The organism is Chitinophaga tropicalis (genome assembly GCF_009758205.1).
Taxonomy (GTDB): domain Bacteria; phylum Bacteroidota; class Bacteroidia; order Chitinophagales; family Chitinophagaceae; genus Chitinophaga; species Chitinophaga tropicalis.
Genome location: NZ_WRXN01000006.1, coordinates 365364 through 384677, shown reverse-complemented (window position 1 = coordinate 384677; position 19314 = coordinate 365364). Strand labels below are relative to the sequence as shown.

Genomic DNA, 19314 nt, shown 5'->3' with positions numbered 1-19314 from the left:
TGGACTGTTTATTTAAAGAATCGCCATTTCAGTCCGGCCATCAGGATACGGCCCGGCTGTCCCGGCATAAGCATGTCAGTATAATTGGTCAGATTATCCGCTGTTACCTGTATTGATAAATGTGATTGAAATAATTTCTTTTCCAGGGATGCGTACAGCATACTGTATCCGGCTATGAAAGTATCGTACCGGTCAAGGAAGCGGTTGTTGTTTGCATCATCATAGCCGGCTTTGCTCCTGTAACTGACACGGAAAGTAGCGCTGACGCCCCAGGGAGCATATTCGTAAAAACAACGCAGGTTGATCATATGGCGAGACCTGTTTTCAAGCCCTATGTAATCACTCACCCGGGATGCACGGGTTTCTCCTGTATTACTGTTACGTATTTTATTGTAGGGATATCCGCCTGCACGGATGGAATCCATAATGCCCCTGTCTTTTGCATACAGCAGCTGATAACCTGCTGTGACTTCCAGTCCCTTCAACGGGCGGAGGGATACGCCTCCCTCCACTCCTGCTGTATACGAACGATCAATATTTATATAGGAATAAACAGGCTGGTAATTGGTCCTGGTGGCTATCTGCACAGTATTGATAAAGTTGTGCAGGCTATTGTAGAAAACATTTACATCTACGCTTAGATGCTGATGCGGCTGATAATTCATTCCTACGTTGCACGAGACTGATGTTTCCGGACGCAGGCTGGCGTTAATATCTTCCGCTATGGGCCTGATCTCGCTGATCAGTCCTGCAGCCTGCATTTCTGCCAGGGTAGCAGTTACTTCTTCAGTGCCCAGCACGGTATACCCGGCCTGCGGATTGGTGAACACCTGGTACCGTTTTTTGAAGTCGGGTGTTTTGTATCCTGTCCCTATTGCCGCTTTCAGCGTAAGTTTTTCCGATGCAGTAAAACTGATGCCTGCACTGGGGTTCAATCTGCCACCATAGTAATCATGATGATCATACCTGCTGCCAATACGGGCATTCCATTTATTATGAAATTTCCAGTCGCCCTGTACATAAGCATACTCACTTCTCATATCTCCCGCTCCTGAAAATTCAGTGTCATTCATCTGTTCAAAGTTCATACCTGCGCCGCCAATGAAAGATAATTTTTCAGATGGAGTATAACCTACCTGTTCTTCCAGCCGGTGGAAATACTGTGTAAAGTCGTTGTCTTTCAGCTGCATCTGTTTGCCTGTACTGACATCCTGTCCTGAATGATAACGGGTCAGGTAATACTGGCTTTTCAGCCGCCAGCCTTTTCTTAATGAAGATTGCAATACTATGGAACTGTTAATATCACTTTCCTTCAACACATCTTTTGTGCTATTAGCTGTCTGCCCGGAGCCATATACTGATTCATTCAGGGAATTGCGCAATGCCCATCGTCCCGAGACGTTCAGGGTATGCGCGTTATTCAGTTTATACCGGGCCCGGGCCTGGAGGCTGTAACTGTCATATGGAGGCGCTGTAGCGCCACTGCTCAGATAAGCGTTCACGTTATAACCGTCTGTATGATAATAATTACCTGACAATGAAACGGCTCCTTTATTCTTTGCGAAGGGCAGTTCTCCTTCCAGTGTGGCATCCTGTGTATTCCGGGTACCATAGCGCAGTATAGCTACGCCTTGTGCGGTGGTGACCTGTTGCCGGGTAATAATATTTACCACTCCACCTAATGCTTCACTGCCGAAGAGGCTGGATGATGCGCCCTTTACGATCTCTATTCTTTCTATATCTGATACGGTGATACGTGACAGGTCAAAGTTACCTGCATTACGTCCTATCATGGGCTGACCATCAATGAGGATCAGTATATAGTCTGAGTTAAAGCCCTGCATCTGCATACCGATGGCGCGTGAGCCGGCGGCTATGTCATTGACAATAGCAATACCTGTCTGTTCGCGCATCACTTCATCCAGGCGGCGGCTACCCATCATATCCAGGGTTTTCCTGGTAATGATGGTTACCGGCATGGCGGCTTTGCTTGTTAATGTTTCCAGCTTTACAGCTTTTACTTCCACACCACGCAGTTCTCTTGCTTTTGCAGAGCTGTCTGACTGCGCCAGTAATCTGCTGCTGAGACATAACAATGTAATTGAAATGTATAGATCCTTTCTGGTACACATAGATAGGTCAATGATGCTTCTGCCGGGTTGCTGAAGGCAGGCAACTATGCCAGGGTTTAAATTTTTGATCGTAATTGTACAGGGCGGAGTAGTGATGGCAAAATTAGGAAGTAGCCCTAACTGTTATATGACGAAAAAGGAAAACGATTTACGCAATCGGGAAATTAATAAAAAGGGGAGGCTGCGCCTCCCCACTTATATCAAATGATTAACTGGCTGATTGCACAAGTTTATACTCAATAACAGGATAACCTCTTGTACCTCCATCGTTCAGGCCCATGCTTACAAACTTCAGCTTGTAATAGTTGCCTGCAGCGTCTTTAACAATATAATAGAGGTTCTTATAAATGCCATTACCGGTAGTAGCTCTCCAGCTGCTGCCAATGGCATCACGTGCAGACACGAACGTTTGTGCGGCAATATCAGTTGCGGCAAAATTACTATAGCTGATAGTTGCAGTATCCATTTTGGCGGCTGTTACTCCTGCATACTGGTTGATCACTACAAAGTCGGAGAAGAAGTAGGGAATGGTTGCGGTATAATAAGCGGCATAAGACCAGGCGATGTCCCATTCTGCTTTCTTAGGTTCTACTTTTACTGTAGCTCCGTTTTCGAGAGAAAAGAAAGTGAAGTTGTAAGTAGCGTCTTTTGTGATAGCAGCTGTTTTAATGGTTGTTTCCCCCAGCTTTGCATACTGCAGGGAATAACCGCTACCTGAACGGGTAATACGGACCTTGTACCAGGTAGAGGGATCTGAGGCAGATGCTGTTTCAGGTTTTACCAGGTATACCACATTGCTGCTTTCTGTGGCAGACACTTCTGCAATAACGGTTTTGGTAAGATCTCCAAATACATCGTCTATCATAGACAGGGTACCTGCCCCCTGCCCTATGGCAAGGCTAACGCCCTCCGCATCAGAAAGGCCTACTGTGCTGATATCTGTTTTAGTGAGTGCTACAGCGCTCATAGAAGTAAATCCGTTCAGGACCACGCGGTAGTCTGATCCGCTGTAAAACCCGAGTGACCAGCTGGTGCGTGCTGCGGCAGTGGCGGAATCAGCGCTGAAGTCTACGTATACAGTGTTAGGGGAACCAGTGCCGCCACCTCCGTTCAGTGTTAATTCCGAACCATCTGATGGTGGTATTACCACTGTGGCATCCTCGTCTTTGCTACATGCACTAAGAAAACCTGTCACTACTGCCAATACGAGGAAATGTCTGCTTAATTTCATAGAAACTGAATTTTAATTGTATTTATTTATCAAATAGTTAAAGCCTTTACTAATTATGGTTCCAGTTAAAGCTGATGCCTAAAAAATAAGACCTGCCATACCACATGGAGAGCAGTCCGCCTGTAGCGTGAGCCTGTCCCGTATTCAATGAATTATTATTGATATTGGTATTATCCAGCAGATTCTTCACGCCTGCGTTGACAGAGAGGTAGCTGGTAACAGACCTGGTGGCTGTTACATCCAGCTGGTGAAAAGAAGATGTTTTCACTTCGTGCAAAAAGGTGGACCCATCTGTATTGGTCACCACTTCATATGCAGGTCTTACGCCATTGAATTTATAAGAGAGGTTTACAGCCCCCTTCAGTTTCCTGAAGTAATATGTTACATTACCATTCGCTTCCGGCGTCCACATGAACTCCGGAGAAGGCTGCGTTTTGTTATATGCTTCATCATCTGCATACTGGTTATATCTTCCTATATAAGAGAAGCCCAGGTTTACCTGCAGGTCTTTCCAGTTCAGCACACCGCTCAGTGTTCCGCCTGTTGTTTTAAACTTACTGATGTTTACATAGGTGGAAGTGTCTGAAGAACCGATAATTGCTACATCTATCCTGTCATTAAAATCATTGTAGAAACCGGTACCTGTTACATTCAGCCGCAGGTTACCCTGATGCAGGGCCTGCCAGGTCACCGATCCTGTGTAGCTGTTGGAGTATTCTGCTTTCAGGTCCGGGTTGCCTTTAATGGAATGGCTGGCGTCAAAGAAATAGAAATACAGCTCCCGTAAGGCAGGAGCCCTGAAGCCCCTGGCATATGACAAGCGCAGATCTACATCTTTTCCTAATGCAATTTTTGTATTCAGGCTGGGAATAACAGGAGGCGCATCATATACTGAATTTTTACTGAGGCGTACTCCCGGCCTGATATTGAGCCAGGATAAGGGCTTGATCTCTGCAGAGAGGAATGCGGAGTAGTCTGTAATATCCGGATTGCCTTCAATACGCTGCCCGGAAGAGGCATCTCTGCGGTATTCTATACCCGGTTGAAAAGAAAGAAGGGAATTTATAGTATACTGGGCTGTGCCGCGGAAAAATGCTGTATTGAATTCAGAGACATCCTGTGTTCCGGCATCGGGAGAAAGTGTTTCGGTTCCGGTCACAAAATCTTTAATAGTTGTCCTGGTACGCCTCTGATATTGCTGGTAAGAAGCAGATCCGTTCAGGCTTAACCGGCTGTTCAGCTGCCATACTGCCTGTGCCTGGTGAGTGTATCTTTCGGTGAGATAACGCTGATCTGTGGCTTTGCCGTTATCATAGTTAATATCTCCCTGGCTGATGATATCTTCATTCAGGTAATCCAGCCGGTACCAGGCTTTCAATACTTTATTGCTATAGCCGAATGTACCATTGGTCAGCAGCTGGTCTTTGGGCTTCCATGCTTTCTTTCTGCCTGTCAATGTATCTGTCCATCCGCCAAAATCATTACGGGTAATACCAGCGCCGGTAAAGAAACCGTTCTTTGCCCATTGCAGGTTAATATTCTCATTATGTACACCTTTTCCATCCAGCAGCGCATATTCTTTACCTACAGTTTCTTCCTGCACTCTGGCGGAAACAGACAGCTGGCTACCGCCTGTATGTTTCTTTGTAATAATGTTGATCACTCCTGCCAGCGCATCTGTACCATATACTACAGACATGGGTCCTTCTACTATCTCTATGCGTTCTATCGTACTCACGTCTACCTGGCTGAGACTTTGCCTGGTGCTGCCACGGTCAACCAGGGGTACACCGTCCAGCAGGATCTTCACACTGGCTCCTGACATACCCATGATCTCCACATCGGTTTCACCGAGAGTGGCATCGTTAGAGAAACGTACGCCCAGCTGGTTATCCAGCACACCCAATACATTGGTAGCGCCACGTAACTTTATGTATTCAGCTGATATGGTACGTACCTGGTAAACAGAGTTTTTAAGTGATTGCGGTATGTACTGCCCTGTCACCACCACATCCTGCAGGCGTACAGAATCAGTCACAGCAGGGGCGTTCCTGTCTGACTGTGCGCATACGGTGTTACAGAGTGCAAGCGTACATGCAAGCACAATAAGACCTGATCTCATAAAGTATAGTAATTGACCCTCAGATAAATTGGCATGCAGATCCCTCCCGCTACGTTGTCAGAGACAACACAACAGGCTATACAGGCGTCATGCCGGTGCTGTTAAATAATCTTACTTGTATTGCAGGAACTGTTGCGGAGATCACAGCTATGCGCAATACGGAACATTGGCGGAGTAAATGTACATGCAAAGAAAACATGTACGTCTCTTTTATATTTATCTGATCAGGAAAATGATTTACGCAAAAAGGAAAAAGTTATTCTATCAGTTCATATACTTCCTGCATCAGGATAGATTCTGCGATAGCTTCTCTGAGCTCTATCCATTCCTGCTGAGTGAAAGTAAAACTGATATCCTTGCAGGGGGCATTTACTATTACTCTCTCTTCGCCATCGGGAAATAACATACAACAGTCATAGAAATCCTGCCGTTCCAGCATGTTCCGGAACTGCAGGAAATCATGTGGTGTAAAGTTAAGCATCAGGTTATTGTGCCAGATATATACTGTACGGCAATGAGCGCAATGACTGATATGGGCATTTTTCTTTGAACACAATGTTCTGATGTTACACATAATTCTGATTTTAAGCGGCATTAAGCCATTAGGGTTCCATAGGATAGCGAAATGCTTTGGACGGGGCTGCTAACAAACAACGGATGTTTGCGGCAACGCTGTATTTTAATGTATATCAAAAGTAGGATTAACCACCAGGGTAACATGCTCAAATGAGGAAAATGATTTTTCTAAACGGGAAAATCCGGATAGTAGAGCATTCTTCAATGCAACGGCCTTCATTCCGGGATGTTCAGACAACATCCTGGCTGCCATACCGGTCACAACAGCAGCAGCGATGCTGCTTCCCTGCGCCTGTCCATAGCGGTTATTACTGATGGTCACAGATACTTTCTCTCCAGAAGCAAAGACATCTACTTTACTTCCATAATTGGAAAAAGGCGCCACCTGTAATTTTACATTGAGTGCGCCTACAGTGATCATATTAGGATAAATGCCGTCTTTATCTCCATTGGAAGGGTAATGAGACACCGTATCAAGGTTAAGCCCTTTATTGCCGGCTGCGTGTATGATCAGCACACCTTTTTGCGCAGCATGCCGTATAGCGGCGGCTACCCACTCTTTATGAGGAGAAATATATTTGCCGAAGCTGGCATTGATGATCTGCGCACCATTATCTGCTGCATAACGGATAGCCAGGGCGATGTCTTTATCCCGTTCATCGCCGGCAGGTACTGCCTTCAGTACCATGATACGTACATTACCGGCTATTCCGTCTATACCTTTTTCATTATTACGGTTAGCAGCAATTACTCCACAGATCTGCGTACCATGAAAATTGGCTGATTCAAAAATATTGTTGTTCCCGTAATGGCTATCTGAAATGTCATCACAATTATCTCCTGTAACCTTCCGCCGGGCCTCATCGGGATCGTAGTCCAGCTGTATCTGCCGTTGTAATTGCAGTAATGACTGTTGTTGTGCAAGGAGCAGACGATGTATAGAGGTAGTATCATCCAGTCGTTGCAGCCAGAGGTACAGGTCGTCAAAAGAAGTATCTGTCTCTGCCTTTTCTTTTGCCTGTGCTACTGTGAGATTATCAAGCAACCGCAGCTGCCGGTACCGCTGTTCTTTTTTATTATAAGCGTTTGTACATTGTTGTTGCCAGTCTTTTACTGCTTTCTGAAGAAGTGTTCTTTCTGCGGTGCTGAGCAGAACAGTTGTTCCTCTTTTCTCTTTCATGCAGGTCCTTAACGGCTCGTCCAGTTCTGTAGTAACGCTGCTGCCGTCTTTTCCTCCCAGGAAATTCCAGCCATGTATATCATCTATATAACCGTTGTGATCATCATCTATACCGTTGCCGGGTATCTCTCCGGGGTTGGTCCACCATTTGCCGAGCAGGTCTTCATGTGTAGTATCTGCCCCGGTATCTATCACGGCTACTATCACCGGGGAAGCTTCTTTAAACTGCTGCGCTGACAGCGTATGGCATGTCAGCACAGCAGGTATGGCAAGCAAATGGAGGATTGTTCTCATACAGATTATTTCATGTTGCTGAGCAGGTTCTGTGCAAGTGGCTGTCCCCAGTGAGGGTTGTTTGTTTCAGCAGGCGCCTGTGCATAGAGTTCCACTGCTTTTTCCAGGAGCTTTTTCGCCAGTTTCTTATCGCCACCAAACTGTTCCGGGGTAAAGAAGGCTTTCTGACCCAGCAGCAGGTATACACGAGGGTTATTTGCATCTATTTTTCTGGCCGCCATCAGCATCTCTTCCGCTTTAGCGCTGTATTGTGGTCCGCGGGCCATGAAGTCAACATTGATCCTTGAAAAATTGATAGCAGCGTTCAGGCAGAGAATGTCTGCATTTTTAGGATTTAATGCGGCAGCGGCATCGGAATAAGTTTGCGCCTTGTCAAGAATGGCATCGATGCCTTCAGGATCTGTTTGTTTTTCAGCCAGGCCCTGCAGGCTCATGCTTGCATAGTAATACAGCAGCCAGTCGTTCTTCTCAACGCTGAGCATACGTTCAAATGCGTTGGCTACTTCCTGGAAAGTGCTGATCTTCCTGGCGGTGTCCAGGACAGCAATGTTCTTTTTTAAAGCGGCCTGGTAGGCGCTGGCATCCTGTGCCAGAGTTGTGTTGAACATGCCAATAAGCATGAATGCGGCAATGAATAGTTTTTTCATGATTAACTGTTTTAAAGGTTTTAAAATTTACAGCCCTGCGGGCCTATAGAGATTACATTCGTCCGTTAATGATATCTTCTCTCCTATCCACTCCCAGGTTCACAAACAGGCCCAGGAAGAAGAAACGCTGAGTGGGTGAAATAACAGGGGTCCTGATACTGTTGTTGTACGGGGAATACCTGTATCCATACACCTGGCTGTTGCCCAGTACATTACTTACCGTGAATACTATTACCGTAAATGTGCGGCGCAGTTTAGGCAGGTAAGAAACGGTGAGGTTTACGTTATGATAATCTTTTGTACGGTCTGACAGGTAGTTCTTACTATCCCTGTTGGGATTATAATAAGGCCTCCCGGATGAATAGGTGTAGCTCACTCCTACCAGGGTCATCACATCTGTGAACAGTTTCTTTACGGCCAGCGTAGCGGTATGATTAGCTACGAATGTGGGCTGCGTCAGTACCGGGTAATCGAGGTACTTTCTTTTTGAATCGGTGAAGGAATAAGACAACCAGTATTCTACGTTCTTAATGGATTTATCTCTCCAGAACAGTTCCGCTCCTTTTACATATCCATGTCCGCCGTTGGTGGTATCAGGTTCTGTCTGTACCAGGTGGTGATAGTCTTTATAGTATCCTTCCATGCGGAAAGTATGGTCTTTCAGCTCCTGCTGGAAAGTGGCAATATAATGGGTTGATTTCGTAAAATCGAGTTTCTCTTTATTGATCAGTATCTCTCTGTCAGGGCGCTGGTAATAGTTGCCCCATGCAAGGGAGAACTGGCTCCTTTTGCTGAGCAGATAAGAGGCGGCCAGCCGTGGTGCGATGTTGCTTTTATTCATCAGGGCGCTGTGCTCTGCACGTAACCCGGCACGTAATGCCACTTTATCTGTGATATAGGTATTGAATTCTGCAAAACCGGCGCTGTAGGTATCTTTCTGGGAAAGTATGTCACCACCGTCCTGCTGCCTGTCATTGATGAACTGTACGTCTGTACCGAAGTTCAGTGTGGAGTTGGCGAACAGGTAGCGGGTAAACAGGAGGCGTACGGCGTAGGCGGAAGCCCTGTCACGAACACTGTCAGCATACAGCTTCTGCTCTGCAAATGTGGTATCGATCTTTATCCTGTTAATGTCGTTATTAATAGCTATACCTGTTTCCATCTTCCAGTTGGAATTCAGTTTGGTGCGATAGGAAATATTTGTGTACAGGTTATTGTTGTTCAGTCTGAAGTTGCTGCCTGTATATACATCTCCCTGCTGTTGTTCTGTAATACCTACCCTGCCTATGCCATAGCTGGTATATATCTTCAGTATGCTCTTATTGCTGAAGCGGTGTTTGAAGTTAACAGCGCCGTCCAGGAATTCCGGGGCAGTTGAGTAAGAAGGTGTAGGTTTAAACATTTTATAGTATCCACCCAGGGAAATATAATTGAATGAAGCACCAAATGTTGTTTTCTTATTGTTAGCCAGTTTCTGGAAGCCTAACCCGTTCTGTATGGGAGAAAGGGAGAGGTCAGCATAGCTTTTATCCGGCATGTCTTCAGATTCCAGTGCCAGCACGGAAGAAAGAGCGCCGCCATAGATGGCCGAATAGCCGCCGCTGCTAAAGAAGGTACCTTTAAACAGTCCTGGTGCAAAGCGGCTCCTGGAAGAAGTGTTGGGGGCAGCACTGTAGGAGAAGTTATTCACCGGCAGCCCGTCAAACAGTATTTTGGTCTCTGTGCCGCTGCCACCGCGTATGAACAGGCCGTTGCTTTCGTTCACCTGCTGGGCGCCGGGCAGTGTTTTCAGGGCAGAGATAATGTTGCCGTCAGTAGCGGTGGTCAATACATCTATTTTCTGCATAACTACAGAGCGTACTTTATCTGCCGCTTCAAATCCTGTCGGGGAAGTGACTACTACAGACTTCAGCGTGATATTCTTTTTGACAAAGACAACATCTATATCTGGCAGGGAATCTCCGGCAGGCAGGGTTACCTGTACGTCTTCATAACCATCTGCATGTACTTTCAGCAATAAAGATCTTCCGCCGGCAGTTTCAAAACTGAATGATCCGTCTGCAGCCGAGGTGGCTCCGTCAAAGCTGCCGGCCACCATTATATTCGCGCCCTTCAGAGGGGTGACGCGCTGGTACGTAACCTTTCCTGTAACGCGCACCTGCGCGGTAGCTGGTGCTATTGCAACCAACGCAATCATCAGGAATAAAATAGTGAATCTCATAATACTGTTTTCAGTGGGTTAAGAAAATAATGTCAATCCTGTTCCTGTCCGTCATCCACTTTAGCATAGCGCAGCGGATCTCTTTGAGCCCGGGGTACTTTATCCGGCGATATCAGCCATTTCTCTCTGAATTCACTGCTCCTGATCACTGTTGAAAGCACATGGTCATTTACGTTACCGAATACTTTCCCGTCTGACTGGCTGTTGCGGATGTTACCCCATTTATCTATGTATACCCTGCGATTGAAATAAGGGTTGTGTTGTTGCGCTTCCATGAAGTAGTGCATGTTTATCACATGCTTGTCTTTATATGAGCTGGGACCATCATTCCATTCATCGATGCCGCCGCTGGTCCAGCCTATACCTGAAGAAGAAGGTTTCTCTGCTATTTCCGGTGCGTTGTACACCAGCAGGTGTTCCAGCTTGCCGTAGTTCTTATGGTACTCTTCCAGCTTCTCCATGCTGATCCAGGGTGCATACTCTGTGATACATGATACGGAGCGGAACACGGCTGTGTTCAGGTAATCCAGTAACCCGGTTATCTGGCGTTGCGTGAACTGATCCAGGTGCATTCTTAGTTCCAGGTGTTTGCATAACAGCTGGTCCAGCTGCCGCAGCACGGGCTGTAAAGCGTAGTACTTTTTGTTTACGTCCAGTACAGCTATATGCAGGTGTGCAGGCAGATGCCATTGCACGGGTACATCGGGGAAACGCTGTGGTTCTTTGGTAAGAAAGCCCAGGTCGTTAGACACCAGCGTCTGCATATAATTGTACACCAGCTCCGGCTGGGCGGGCGCATAACGCAGTCCAAGCTGTTCTATGGTATGATGCGGAGTGTCTTTCAACACATCATACTGCACGCGGGAGATCATTACAACTGTACCTGCGTGCAGGTTGTAGATCGCGCTACGGTCCCCTCCGTTTACAGGGACGTTGTGTGCATACAACTTAAAGTAAAGGTTCAGCGCTATCATACGTTCTTATTTTACGGTTAACGGATCTGTTGTTTCATCATCCTCCTTCTTCATTGCCGGCTGCTGTATATATTGCTGGTACAGCACTTCAGACAATGGTTTATAAGGCCCCTGCATCATGAACTGCCGGGAGAAATGCCGCCGGCTGCTGCCGTAGCGTGCCCCGTTATACAGCTCTCCCACATCGGCAGTGTTCATCTGCCTTATCAGCCGGTAAGTGACCGGCAGGGACTTCAGACTTTCCTCATCCAGGAACGGATGGTTAATGAACTTGTTCATATTGCAGATCGTGTTTAATCAGCCATTCAGCTATGTTCTTTTCCAGGTAATAATTACATTTAGCGGACTCTGACAGGTACTGTCCAAGCGGGTTCACTTCCAGGAACACATACCGTCCTGTCTCATCCCTGATAATATCCAGGCAGCCTATATTTAACTTTGCTTCCTTCATAAAGGCGCGTACCTTTATTTCCATTTCCTCCGGTAGTTTATAAGGCACAAAATGCGTTTCAGATTTACTGTTGTTCAGCTTACGGTCTACCTCCCTGCTCTTGTTGGCATTCAGCACCGCTGTAGCAAAACATTCTCCATCCAGGAAAAACACCCTGATCTCATATTCTGCTTTTGCTCTCTCCTGGAACAGGGTTGGAAAAAAATGGTCAGGCAATGAATCAATGAACTGCCTTGTTACCGGTGCGGTAAAAATGAAATAGGTGTTCTTGCCATCCTCATAATAATCACTGCCTTTTACCGGTTTGGTGATGAGAGACTCTCCGCACTGTGCATAAAAAGTATTCAGTTCTTTCTTTGAAGTAAGCACCCTGGAGGCTGGTACTGTCAGGCCTGCGCGGTTGGCCATTTCCAGCATCACCAGTTTGTTCACCTTTGTTCTCTCATAGTAGGGCAGCCATTTCTTTCCTTTCATGATATAGAAGAGGTGCTCTACGATGTTGTGCATTTCATACTGTATCTCTGCTCTCAGCTGTTTTGCAAAAGGCATGTTCTTCTCTATGCGCAGGTTCATCTCTTCTCCATAAAACCGGCGGTACCAGATCACGGATACTTCCTGCTGCATACTTCTGCCATTGATATAGATATCTCCTGCCACTACATCTATTTCGTAAGCGATCTTACCTGAAAGCAGGTCGTTCATAGACACTTTCACAAAATCAGCCCCGTAGTACAGCAGCCAGTCTATAACCGGATCTGTTCCTAATTCATGCTGGTCATATCCTAATACAAGTATCATAACCCGTGTTTTATTATTAAGATCTGCTTGCTGATCAGTTCTTCAATCAGTGAAGGCTTTATCAGTACTGCCAGGGTTTCTCCTTTTGCAGGCAGGTGTTTTAACCGCCTGAAATGTTCATACAGCGTTGCTGATATACTGAAGCCTGAAAAGCTTTCTTTATCTGCCAGGTAGTATTTATTATCCTGCTGGTACAGCCCATACCTTTCTGCGTTGAAGCCGTATTCGTATTCCGGGAAGAATGGCCTGGCCATTGGGAAAGCGGTCTGTGCTTCCGGCAGTTTCATAAAGTAATGCCAGTGTGGCCAGGATTCCCATTGTGCAGGATCGTATGTGATATAAGGTTCAAAGAGGGAGAAGCATGTTGTCAGCGCTTCCTGGCTGAAGGCATCCATGTTCTTCACCTTTTTTTCCGGCTGTACGGGGGCATAGAAGGTAGTGTCTATCCCTCCGTCCGGCTGTCTTACTGCTATTACCGGTACGATGGGCACATTTGCCAGCCATGCGGTATATGCCATGCCTTTGCGTACAAAGCAGGTCCTGTCCAGAAAGGGTATTTCCTTAAATGCTTTCCGGGTGATGAAGTCCTGCGGAGCGATGTGTCCTCCGTCCAGCATAATGAAGACTGACTGGCCGTTGGAAAGACGTTCCAGGAAATCTACTCCTGCATCCGGTTTTCCGGAATCGATATAATCTATGCCTTCCGGCAGGTATTGTTTCAGGGAGGCCTGGGCATTGCCTGACAGGACACAGCTTACGCCAAGCCTGTTCAGCAGCATAGCCAGGTGATAGTAGGGCCCATAGTGGAAAGAGCAGAATACAAATGGCTGTCCCTGGGCTTTTTCTATAACATTATGTTCATCTGTGATCCTGTGCAGGGCCATTACATCATCTGTGGTCATAGCCATGTCGGCACCATGCCATTCGCGGTTGTTACAGAAGCGTTCATAGAAATCGTCTGTGCTCTGGCGGCCCAGGAGGTACTGGGTATTGGCCTGTATAAAAACATAATCCTTTGTTTCCATGGCGTTGAAATTTTAAACCAATACAGGAGTTTGTGTTCGCCTGTCTATGAACTGTGTCAGTTTCCTCAGGCTGACGGAAGCCTGTAATGCTCTTATTTCTTCTGCTGATGCAAATTTTATCTGCGGCGTTACCCTCAGTGCTGCCTGCAGGTGTTGTTTGATGGCTGCAGCTGTTTCGTTGCGGGTATCTCCGCAATGGATATGCAGCACTACTTCATCTGTATCCAGTTCGTTATTGAAAACTTCTACTACATATTCTTTGACAAACTCCATCCTGTTCAGCACATCAAAGATGGCGGAAGGATAAAGCGTGGTACCTTTCAGTTTTATCATTTGCTTTTTGCGGCCCAGCACGGGTCCGATGCGTTGTGTATGGCGGCCGCAGCTGCAGGGGGCGGTATGCCTGGTACAGATATCGCCGGTCTTAAACCGTAACAGCGGCATGCCTGTAATGCCCAGGGTGGTGATGGTCAGCTCTCCCGGCTGTCCTTCCGGTACCGGCTGGTCCTGATCGTCCAGTATTTCTGCTATCAGTAGTTCCGGCTGATGGTGGCCTCCTTGTCCGGCGGCACATTCTGTAAATGCAGCCCCCATTTCGGTGGCAGCATAGGTGGAGTGCAATGCAACGTCCCATTTGCTCACAATGCGTTCTCCCAGGGCGTTGAGAGAGAAACCGGCATTGCGGATATTCTCACCTACACAGATCACTTTACTTACACTGGTGGTATTGGGATCTATGCCATGTGCAGTTGCGTATTCCAGCATTTTCAGGAGGAAAGAAGGTACTGCTATCAATATATCGGGGCGTAGTTCCATGATGGTGTTCCATTGCATACCCGGCAAGCCGTTGCCTGCGCGGATGATGCCGGCTCCCATTTTCCGGGCGCCCAGGAAATAGGCCATCCCTGCCATAAAGCGTTTATCCATTGTTACCATCAGCTGGAAAACATCTCCGGCAGTGGCGCCTGCGGTAGTGAAAGACAGGAACTCGTTGTATGCCAGGCGGTCCAGGTCATTGTCTGTCAATCCGAAGGTGACCGGCCTGCCTAATGTGCCTGAGGTGTTTACAAAGTCTATTATCTCCTTACGTGGCACGCACTGGAAGTCGGCGTTATGTTGTTGCAGATCTTCTTTTGTGGTGACAGGCAGGTATACCAGGTCATCTACTGTATGGATCAGGTCTATATCCACGTTCCTCGCAGCAAATACACGCCTGTAGTAAGGAGAATTTGCCTGCAGGTAATGCAGCAGCTCCCTCAGCTTTCTGCTCTGGTACCGGTGTATCACATCGGCCGGCTGTCTTTCCAGGTAAGGTATCTTCATGGCGTTTAATCATTAGGGTGAATAAATGGATCTGATACCAGGATAAAGCTGTAATACCTTCCCTGCCATTGGCTGGCTACCAGGATGCGTTTCACTTCCTGAGGCGGGTTGTTTACTTCCGTGATGCTTTCCGGATATTGCCCGTTTTGCAGCACCTGTACTGCCAGCCATAATGCGAAGGCTGTAGCTGTGTAGTATTCGCCGCAGTATTTCTTGAAGGGTATCCTGGGTAATGCCGCAGGCATCCTGTCTGCCAGGGGTTGTAAAAGGGTATCTTTTTCCTGGTCTGCGCTGGTGCCCAGCAAGAGCAGGTCTATATCGTTAATATCGCAACCGGACCTTTCCAGGAAATTGTTCAGCTCTTCCTGCAACCAGGGGCCGTCTCCGGGATTGTACAGCTGCAGCACCTGGTCTACTTTACAGAGGGGGGTGCTGCCGGGTTTGCCTGAAACCAGGAATGCGGCGGCGCCTTCTCCGGGCAGATAGCCGGTGTGGCCAGCTATCCCGCCATCTTTCAGCCAGTCATAGTAGAGGGGGAACATCTCATCAGAAGCGCCTATCAGGAACTGCTGTTCTTCATTTTCCATGGTATGCAGCAATGCGTCCATCAGTACGTTCTCGAAAGAGAAGCCTCCGTTATAATAAGTTGAATTATATCCTTTGCATTGAATGAGCTGCGCCAGCTGCCCGCTGATCGTATTATGCGAAGACTGTACGAATACAGCGGGGTTAGCCAGCGCTTCGTTATTTGATACCAGTTCTTTCAGGAACCTTCCTGCGCTTTCAAAACTGGCAATGCCTGTTCCCCATATAATGCCATCTACCTCACGGTGTTCCAGTGTGTTCAGGCACTCCATTGCTGTATACAGCCCCATTTTTGAATGGCGGCACATTCTCCTTGTCTGCGCCGGTTCTCCCAGCACAGCATATGAAGGATCTGCCGCACGATGGTAAAGCGGCTCCGGCTGCCGGTTCAACGGCGTAATACCGGAAGTATGTTGAATGAACAGGCTCATATAGAATGCGTTTTAGGTTGGGAAAAGATGATGGATGAACTTACTCCGCCAAAGCCGAAGGAATTGGACATAACATGCTGCATGCCTGGGGCGGCTGTCAGCGTTGTAACCGGTTTGATGTTCAGCGCTGAGATGGGCTGGGAGTAATTAAGGTTTGGAAATATCTGCTCATGTTGCAGAGACAGGATAGAAATAACAGCTTCTATCACGCCGGCTGCCGCCAGTGTATGTCCTGTATAAGGCTTGGTGGAGCTGAAGCGCAGGTCCGGGCGGTTAAATACGCGCTGCATGGCAACTCCTTCCGTCAGGTCGTTGTTGGGTGTAGCGGTGCCGTGGGCATTGACATAGTCGATATCCGACGGTTGCAACAAAGCTTTTTCAAGGGCCGCCTGCATTGCCATGTATCCCCCGTTGCCATCGGGCGAGCTGCTGGTAGCATGATAGGCGTCGTTGGTATTGCCGTAACCGCTGACGCGTGCAATGGGTACATGTTTTGTCTTGTTTAATGTTGAAGAGGATTCCAGCACCAGGTAGGCGGCGCCTTCTCCGAGGTTGATACCGCTGCGTTGTTCATCAAAGGGGCGGCAGGGAACAGTATCCAGCAACTGCAGGGAGTTAAATCCGTTCAGAGTGAACCGGGTATAGGCATCAGCGCCTCCTACTATTACACGGTCCAGTAGTCCCTGTTCCAGCAGCCTGGCGCCAAGTATAATAGCGTTGGCGGAAGAGGAGCAGGCGGTGCTGATAGTGGCATTGTAATGCCGCAGGCCCAGTTGTTCAGAGAGCCAGGCGGTACAGCTGCCTCCGTCGTAAGTGTGCATGAAATGGGTTTCCCCGTTGGTCTCACCAGGATGGAACAGCTGGTGCTCAGCCCTGTCCATGCCACCTACAGTGGTAGAAGAGATGAGCCCTGTACGCAAACCGGAATGGGCGTGAATGTCCTGCTGGGAAAGGATCTCGCGGAGAGCAAGGAGGCTTAGCAGGTTAGTGCGGCTGATCCCCTCTGCCGATCTCAGGCCGGCCAGGATGGCCAGCTCATCGTTGGTGGCCTTTACCTCTCCTGCCAGTACATGCTGGTGATGGCGGGTTTCAAGGTATTGCACGGGTTCTACGCCTGAGCGGCCTTCCTGTAAGGCTTCAAGGGTAGCAGTGCGACCGTAGCCCAGGGAAGAGATGATGCCCATTCCGGTGACGAATACTGTTTGTTTCATGTGATGAGATTTTTTGCTTTAAGAAAAGATCAGCTCAGCCTTCTGCAGGTACTGCCTGATGCTCCTGTATATAAGTTGCCAGTGTTCTCAGCGAAGCAAAGGCAGGCTTCATACTTTCACCTTTCGGCGCCTTGATGCCGTAGTATTTTTCCAGCAGCATAACCAGCGCCAGCGCATCGATAGAGTCCAATCCCATGCCTTCATTGAATAAAGGAGCATCGGGATCTATACCGGCGGGATCCAGGTGATCAAGGTTCAGTTCATCAATGATCTGAAGTTTGAGTGTTTCAATCAACGTTTCCATATGTCAGGATTTTAGAATTGTGATATAATGCTGTTAATGATCCGGGAGTATGTGGCAGCAATCCTGCGCTCACCATGGAATCTTCCACCATGTAGAGGAATGCTTCATAGCCATTTTCATCAGCTTCTACCCAGCCTGAGATCACAGCCTGTGCGGCACCCTGCTGCATCAGGCAGTCCAGGTAACGGTGATGCATATCTGCGTCAAATCCTTCTGACAGCAGGAAGGTGGTATCGCCGGTAAGCTGATGACGTATGCACATTTCACCTACCATGATATTGGGCAGCGTATAAACGAATACAGCAGGATTAGGAAAGAAGTTCCAGGGGTCGTTGATAGTTTCCTGGTGAGCTTTGTCAGACAGGATACTGGATTGCCTGTTGGAGAACAGCAGGGCAATATCGCCTGCATCTGTCCTGTTAACGATACCGGATTGCGGTATCATGGTCTCTGCTGCACAGAAACATAACTTACTCAGCGCATCCATTTTAAAGAACCTGGGATATTCGCATCCCAGCTGTTCGTAAGTATATCGCAGGAAGTGATGGATATCAGCATTCCCGGAGGGCGCCGCCAGTACTAATTCCCCGTTCAGCAGTACCTGCTGATCCTTTATTTTGCAATAACTGGTAATTACTTGTGCCATTTGTTTAACATTTTTCAAATAATACAACAGCGTTATTACCGCCGAAACCGGATGATGTTTTAAGGCATCGCTGCATCTGCTGCGTAGCCGGATATAGAATAGGTGAAATATGATGTGTAACCCCGCTGTTCTCAAACCATTTCATAGGAATAAAAGTGTTCTCCAGCAGACTTTCCATAGCCATGGCAGACTCCAGTACGCCGGCGGCGCCCAGTGTATGCCCGAAGTAACTTTTCAGGCTATGCATCGGCACATTGTCCAGTCCTGCGCGGAAGAATGCACAGGCCTCCATCTCATCATTGTAAATGGTGGCGGTGCCATGGGCAGAAATGAAATCTATGCTGTCCTGTTCTGCACCAGTGGCTGCCAGTACCTGCTGTATGGCGTTGTACAGGCCTTCTCCTGTTCTTGAAGGTGCGGAGATATGAGTGGCGTCATTACAGATAGCGCCTGCAGTGAGCCTGATCTTATCTCCCTTTCTCAGAGGGGGTTCCTTACCCAGCACAATAGTAGCGGCAGCCTCTCCCAGGTTGATCCCTGCCCTTGCCTGGTCAAAAGGCCGGCAGTAATCATTGCTGGTAGCCTTGAAAGCATTGAAGCCGGAAAGGGTGAACGTCGATACCAGATCTGCACCGGTGATGATCACATACCTGTAGGCACCTTCAGAGATGAGCCGTTGTGCGGCTATCAGTCCCTGTAAACCGGAAATACAGGCATTGGAAATGATCATGGGTTTGTGATACAGGGAAAAATGGTCTTCTATCTTATGGACCAGCGGATATAATACTTCGTCTTCTGTATCCACATCTGCCAGTGCATTGATGTCTGCCTTGGTAGTGCACAGTATCCATAACAGGTCAGGCGAGGAGATGTCCGTTTCCAGTTCATGACGAACAGATTCCACAGAGAGAAAGATCATCTTTCCCAGCTTGGTATACTCTCCCTCTCCCCCTACTGCTGTAAATGCCTCGTCCAGTTTAGTTTCATCTATCACTGACGTGCAGAATGGCTGTGTGTCAAAATCAAAGGCATGCATGTCCAGGCCACTCCTGCCTTCCAGCACTGCTTTGAAGTTTTCAGCGGTAGTAAACCCCAGGTTACTCACAATATTGGTGGTATGTACATAGCATACTGACATGATCCGGGTTTTTAGGCGTTATAAA

Annotated in this window: 17 protein-coding genes; all 17 read right to left on the bottom strand. The window is 47.7% G+C overall.

Annotated elements, in window-relative coordinates; translation table 11 throughout:
- Nucleotides 1-8: 8 nt before the first annotated feature.
- Nucleotides 9-2132: a TonB-dependent receptor plug domain-containing protein gene (locus tag GO493_RS16210; protein WP_157307253.1), complete on the bottom strand. Its 2124-nt coding sequence runs from the start codon at nucleotides 2130-2132 to the stop codon at nucleotides 9-11.
- A 208-nt stretch (nucleotides 2133-2340) separates the two neighbouring features.
- The gene (locus GO493_RS16205) at nucleotides 2341-3363 is read right to left on the bottom strand and encodes an HmuY family protein (protein ID WP_157307252.1); all 1023 of its coding nucleotides are present in this window, start codon (nucleotides 3361-3363) and stop codon (nucleotides 2341-2343) included.
- A gap of 49 nt (nucleotides 3364-3412) precedes the next feature.
- Nucleotides 3413-5485 carry a TonB-dependent receptor plug domain-containing protein gene (locus GO493_RS16200; RefSeq protein ID WP_157307251.1) on the bottom strand — a complete coding sequence of 691 codons (2073 nt, stop codon included), beginning with the start codon at nucleotides 5483-5485 and terminating at the stop codon, nucleotides 3413-3415.
- A gap of 256 nt (nucleotides 5486-5741) precedes the next feature.
- On the bottom strand, nucleotides 5742-6059 hold the full coding sequence (locus GO493_RS16195) for a DUF6686 family protein (RefSeq protein WP_157307250.1): 318 nt from the start codon (nucleotides 6057-6059) through the stop codon (nucleotides 5742-5744).
- Between the two features lie 105 nt (nucleotides 6060-6164).
- Complete coding sequence (locus tag GO493_RS16190) at nucleotides 6165-7535, bottom strand: S8 family serine peptidase (RefSeq protein WP_157307249.1); 1371 nt, start codon at nucleotides 7533-7535, stop codon at nucleotides 6165-6167.
- Between the two features lie 5 nt (nucleotides 7536-7540).
- Nucleotides 7541-8182, bottom strand: coding sequence for a hypothetical protein (locus GO493_RS16185; protein WP_157307248.1), 642 nt, complete (start codon nucleotides 8180-8182; stop codon nucleotides 7541-7543).
- A 52-nt stretch (nucleotides 8183-8234) separates the two neighbouring features.
- Nucleotides 8235-10403 (bottom strand): TonB-dependent receptor, encoded by a 2169-nt coding sequence (locus tag GO493_RS16180; RefSeq protein WP_157307247.1) that lies wholly within the window; start codon nucleotides 10401-10403, stop codon nucleotides 8235-8237.
- A 32-nt stretch (nucleotides 10404-10435) separates the two neighbouring features.
- A complete protein-coding gene (locus GO493_RS16175; protein WP_157307246.1) occupies nucleotides 10436-11377 on the bottom strand; it encodes a hypothetical protein in 942 nt (313 codons plus the stop codon).
- Between the two features lie 6 nt (nucleotides 11378-11383).
- The gene (locus tag GO493_RS16170) at nucleotides 11384-11656 is read right to left on the bottom strand and encodes a hypothetical protein (RefSeq protein WP_157307245.1); all 273 of its coding nucleotides are present in this window, start codon (nucleotides 11654-11656) and stop codon (nucleotides 11384-11386) included.
- Complete coding sequence (locus GO493_RS16165) at nucleotides 11640-12626, bottom strand: ATP-grasp domain-containing protein (RefSeq protein WP_157307244.1); 987 nt, start codon at nucleotides 12624-12626, stop codon at nucleotides 11640-11642. The genes GO493_RS16170 and GO493_RS16165 overlap by 17 nt, the downstream gene beginning before the upstream one ends.
- The gene (locus GO493_RS16160) at nucleotides 12623-13651 is read right to left on the bottom strand and encodes a lysophospholipid acyltransferase family protein (RefSeq protein WP_157307243.1); all 1029 of its coding nucleotides are present in this window, start codon (nucleotides 13649-13651) and stop codon (nucleotides 12623-12625) included. Before GO493_RS16160 ends, GO493_RS16165 begins: the two co-directional genes overlap by 4 nt.
- Nucleotides 13652-13663: 12 nt before the next feature.
- Entirely contained in the window at nucleotides 13664-14974 is a 1311-nt protein-coding gene (locus tag GO493_RS16155; protein ID WP_157307242.1) for a phenylacetate--CoA ligase family protein, read from the bottom strand.
- Nucleotides 14975-14979: 5 nt separating this feature from the next.
- The gene (locus GO493_RS16150; protein ID WP_157307241.1) at nucleotides 14980-15990 is read right to left on the bottom strand and encodes a beta-ketoacyl synthase chain length factor; all 1011 of its coding nucleotides are present in this window, start codon (nucleotides 15988-15990) and stop codon (nucleotides 14980-14982) included.
- Nucleotides 15987-17201 (bottom strand): beta-ketoacyl-[acyl-carrier-protein] synthase family protein, encoded by a 1215-nt coding sequence (locus tag GO493_RS16145; RefSeq protein ID WP_157307240.1) that lies wholly within the window; start codon nucleotides 17199-17201, stop codon nucleotides 15987-15989. Before GO493_RS16145 ends, GO493_RS16150 begins: the two co-directional genes overlap by 4 nt.
- 34 nt (nucleotides 17202-17235) lie before the next feature.
- Entirely contained in the window at nucleotides 17236-17505 is a 270-nt protein-coding gene (locus GO493_RS16140; protein WP_157307239.1) for a phosphopantetheine-binding protein, read from the bottom strand.
- A complete protein-coding gene (locus GO493_RS16135; protein ID WP_157307238.1) occupies nucleotides 17489-18151 on the bottom strand; it encodes a 3-oxoacyl-ACP synthase in 663 nt (220 codons plus the stop codon). Before GO493_RS16135 ends, GO493_RS16140 begins: the two co-directional genes overlap by 17 nt.
- A 4-nt stretch (nucleotides 18152-18155) precedes the next feature.
- The gene (locus tag GO493_RS16130) at nucleotides 18156-19289 is read right to left on the bottom strand and encodes a beta-ketoacyl synthase N-terminal-like domain-containing protein (protein ID WP_157307237.1); all 1134 of its coding nucleotides are present in this window, start codon (nucleotides 19287-19289) and stop codon (nucleotides 18156-18158) included.
- Nucleotides 19290-19314: the final 25 nt, after the last annotated feature.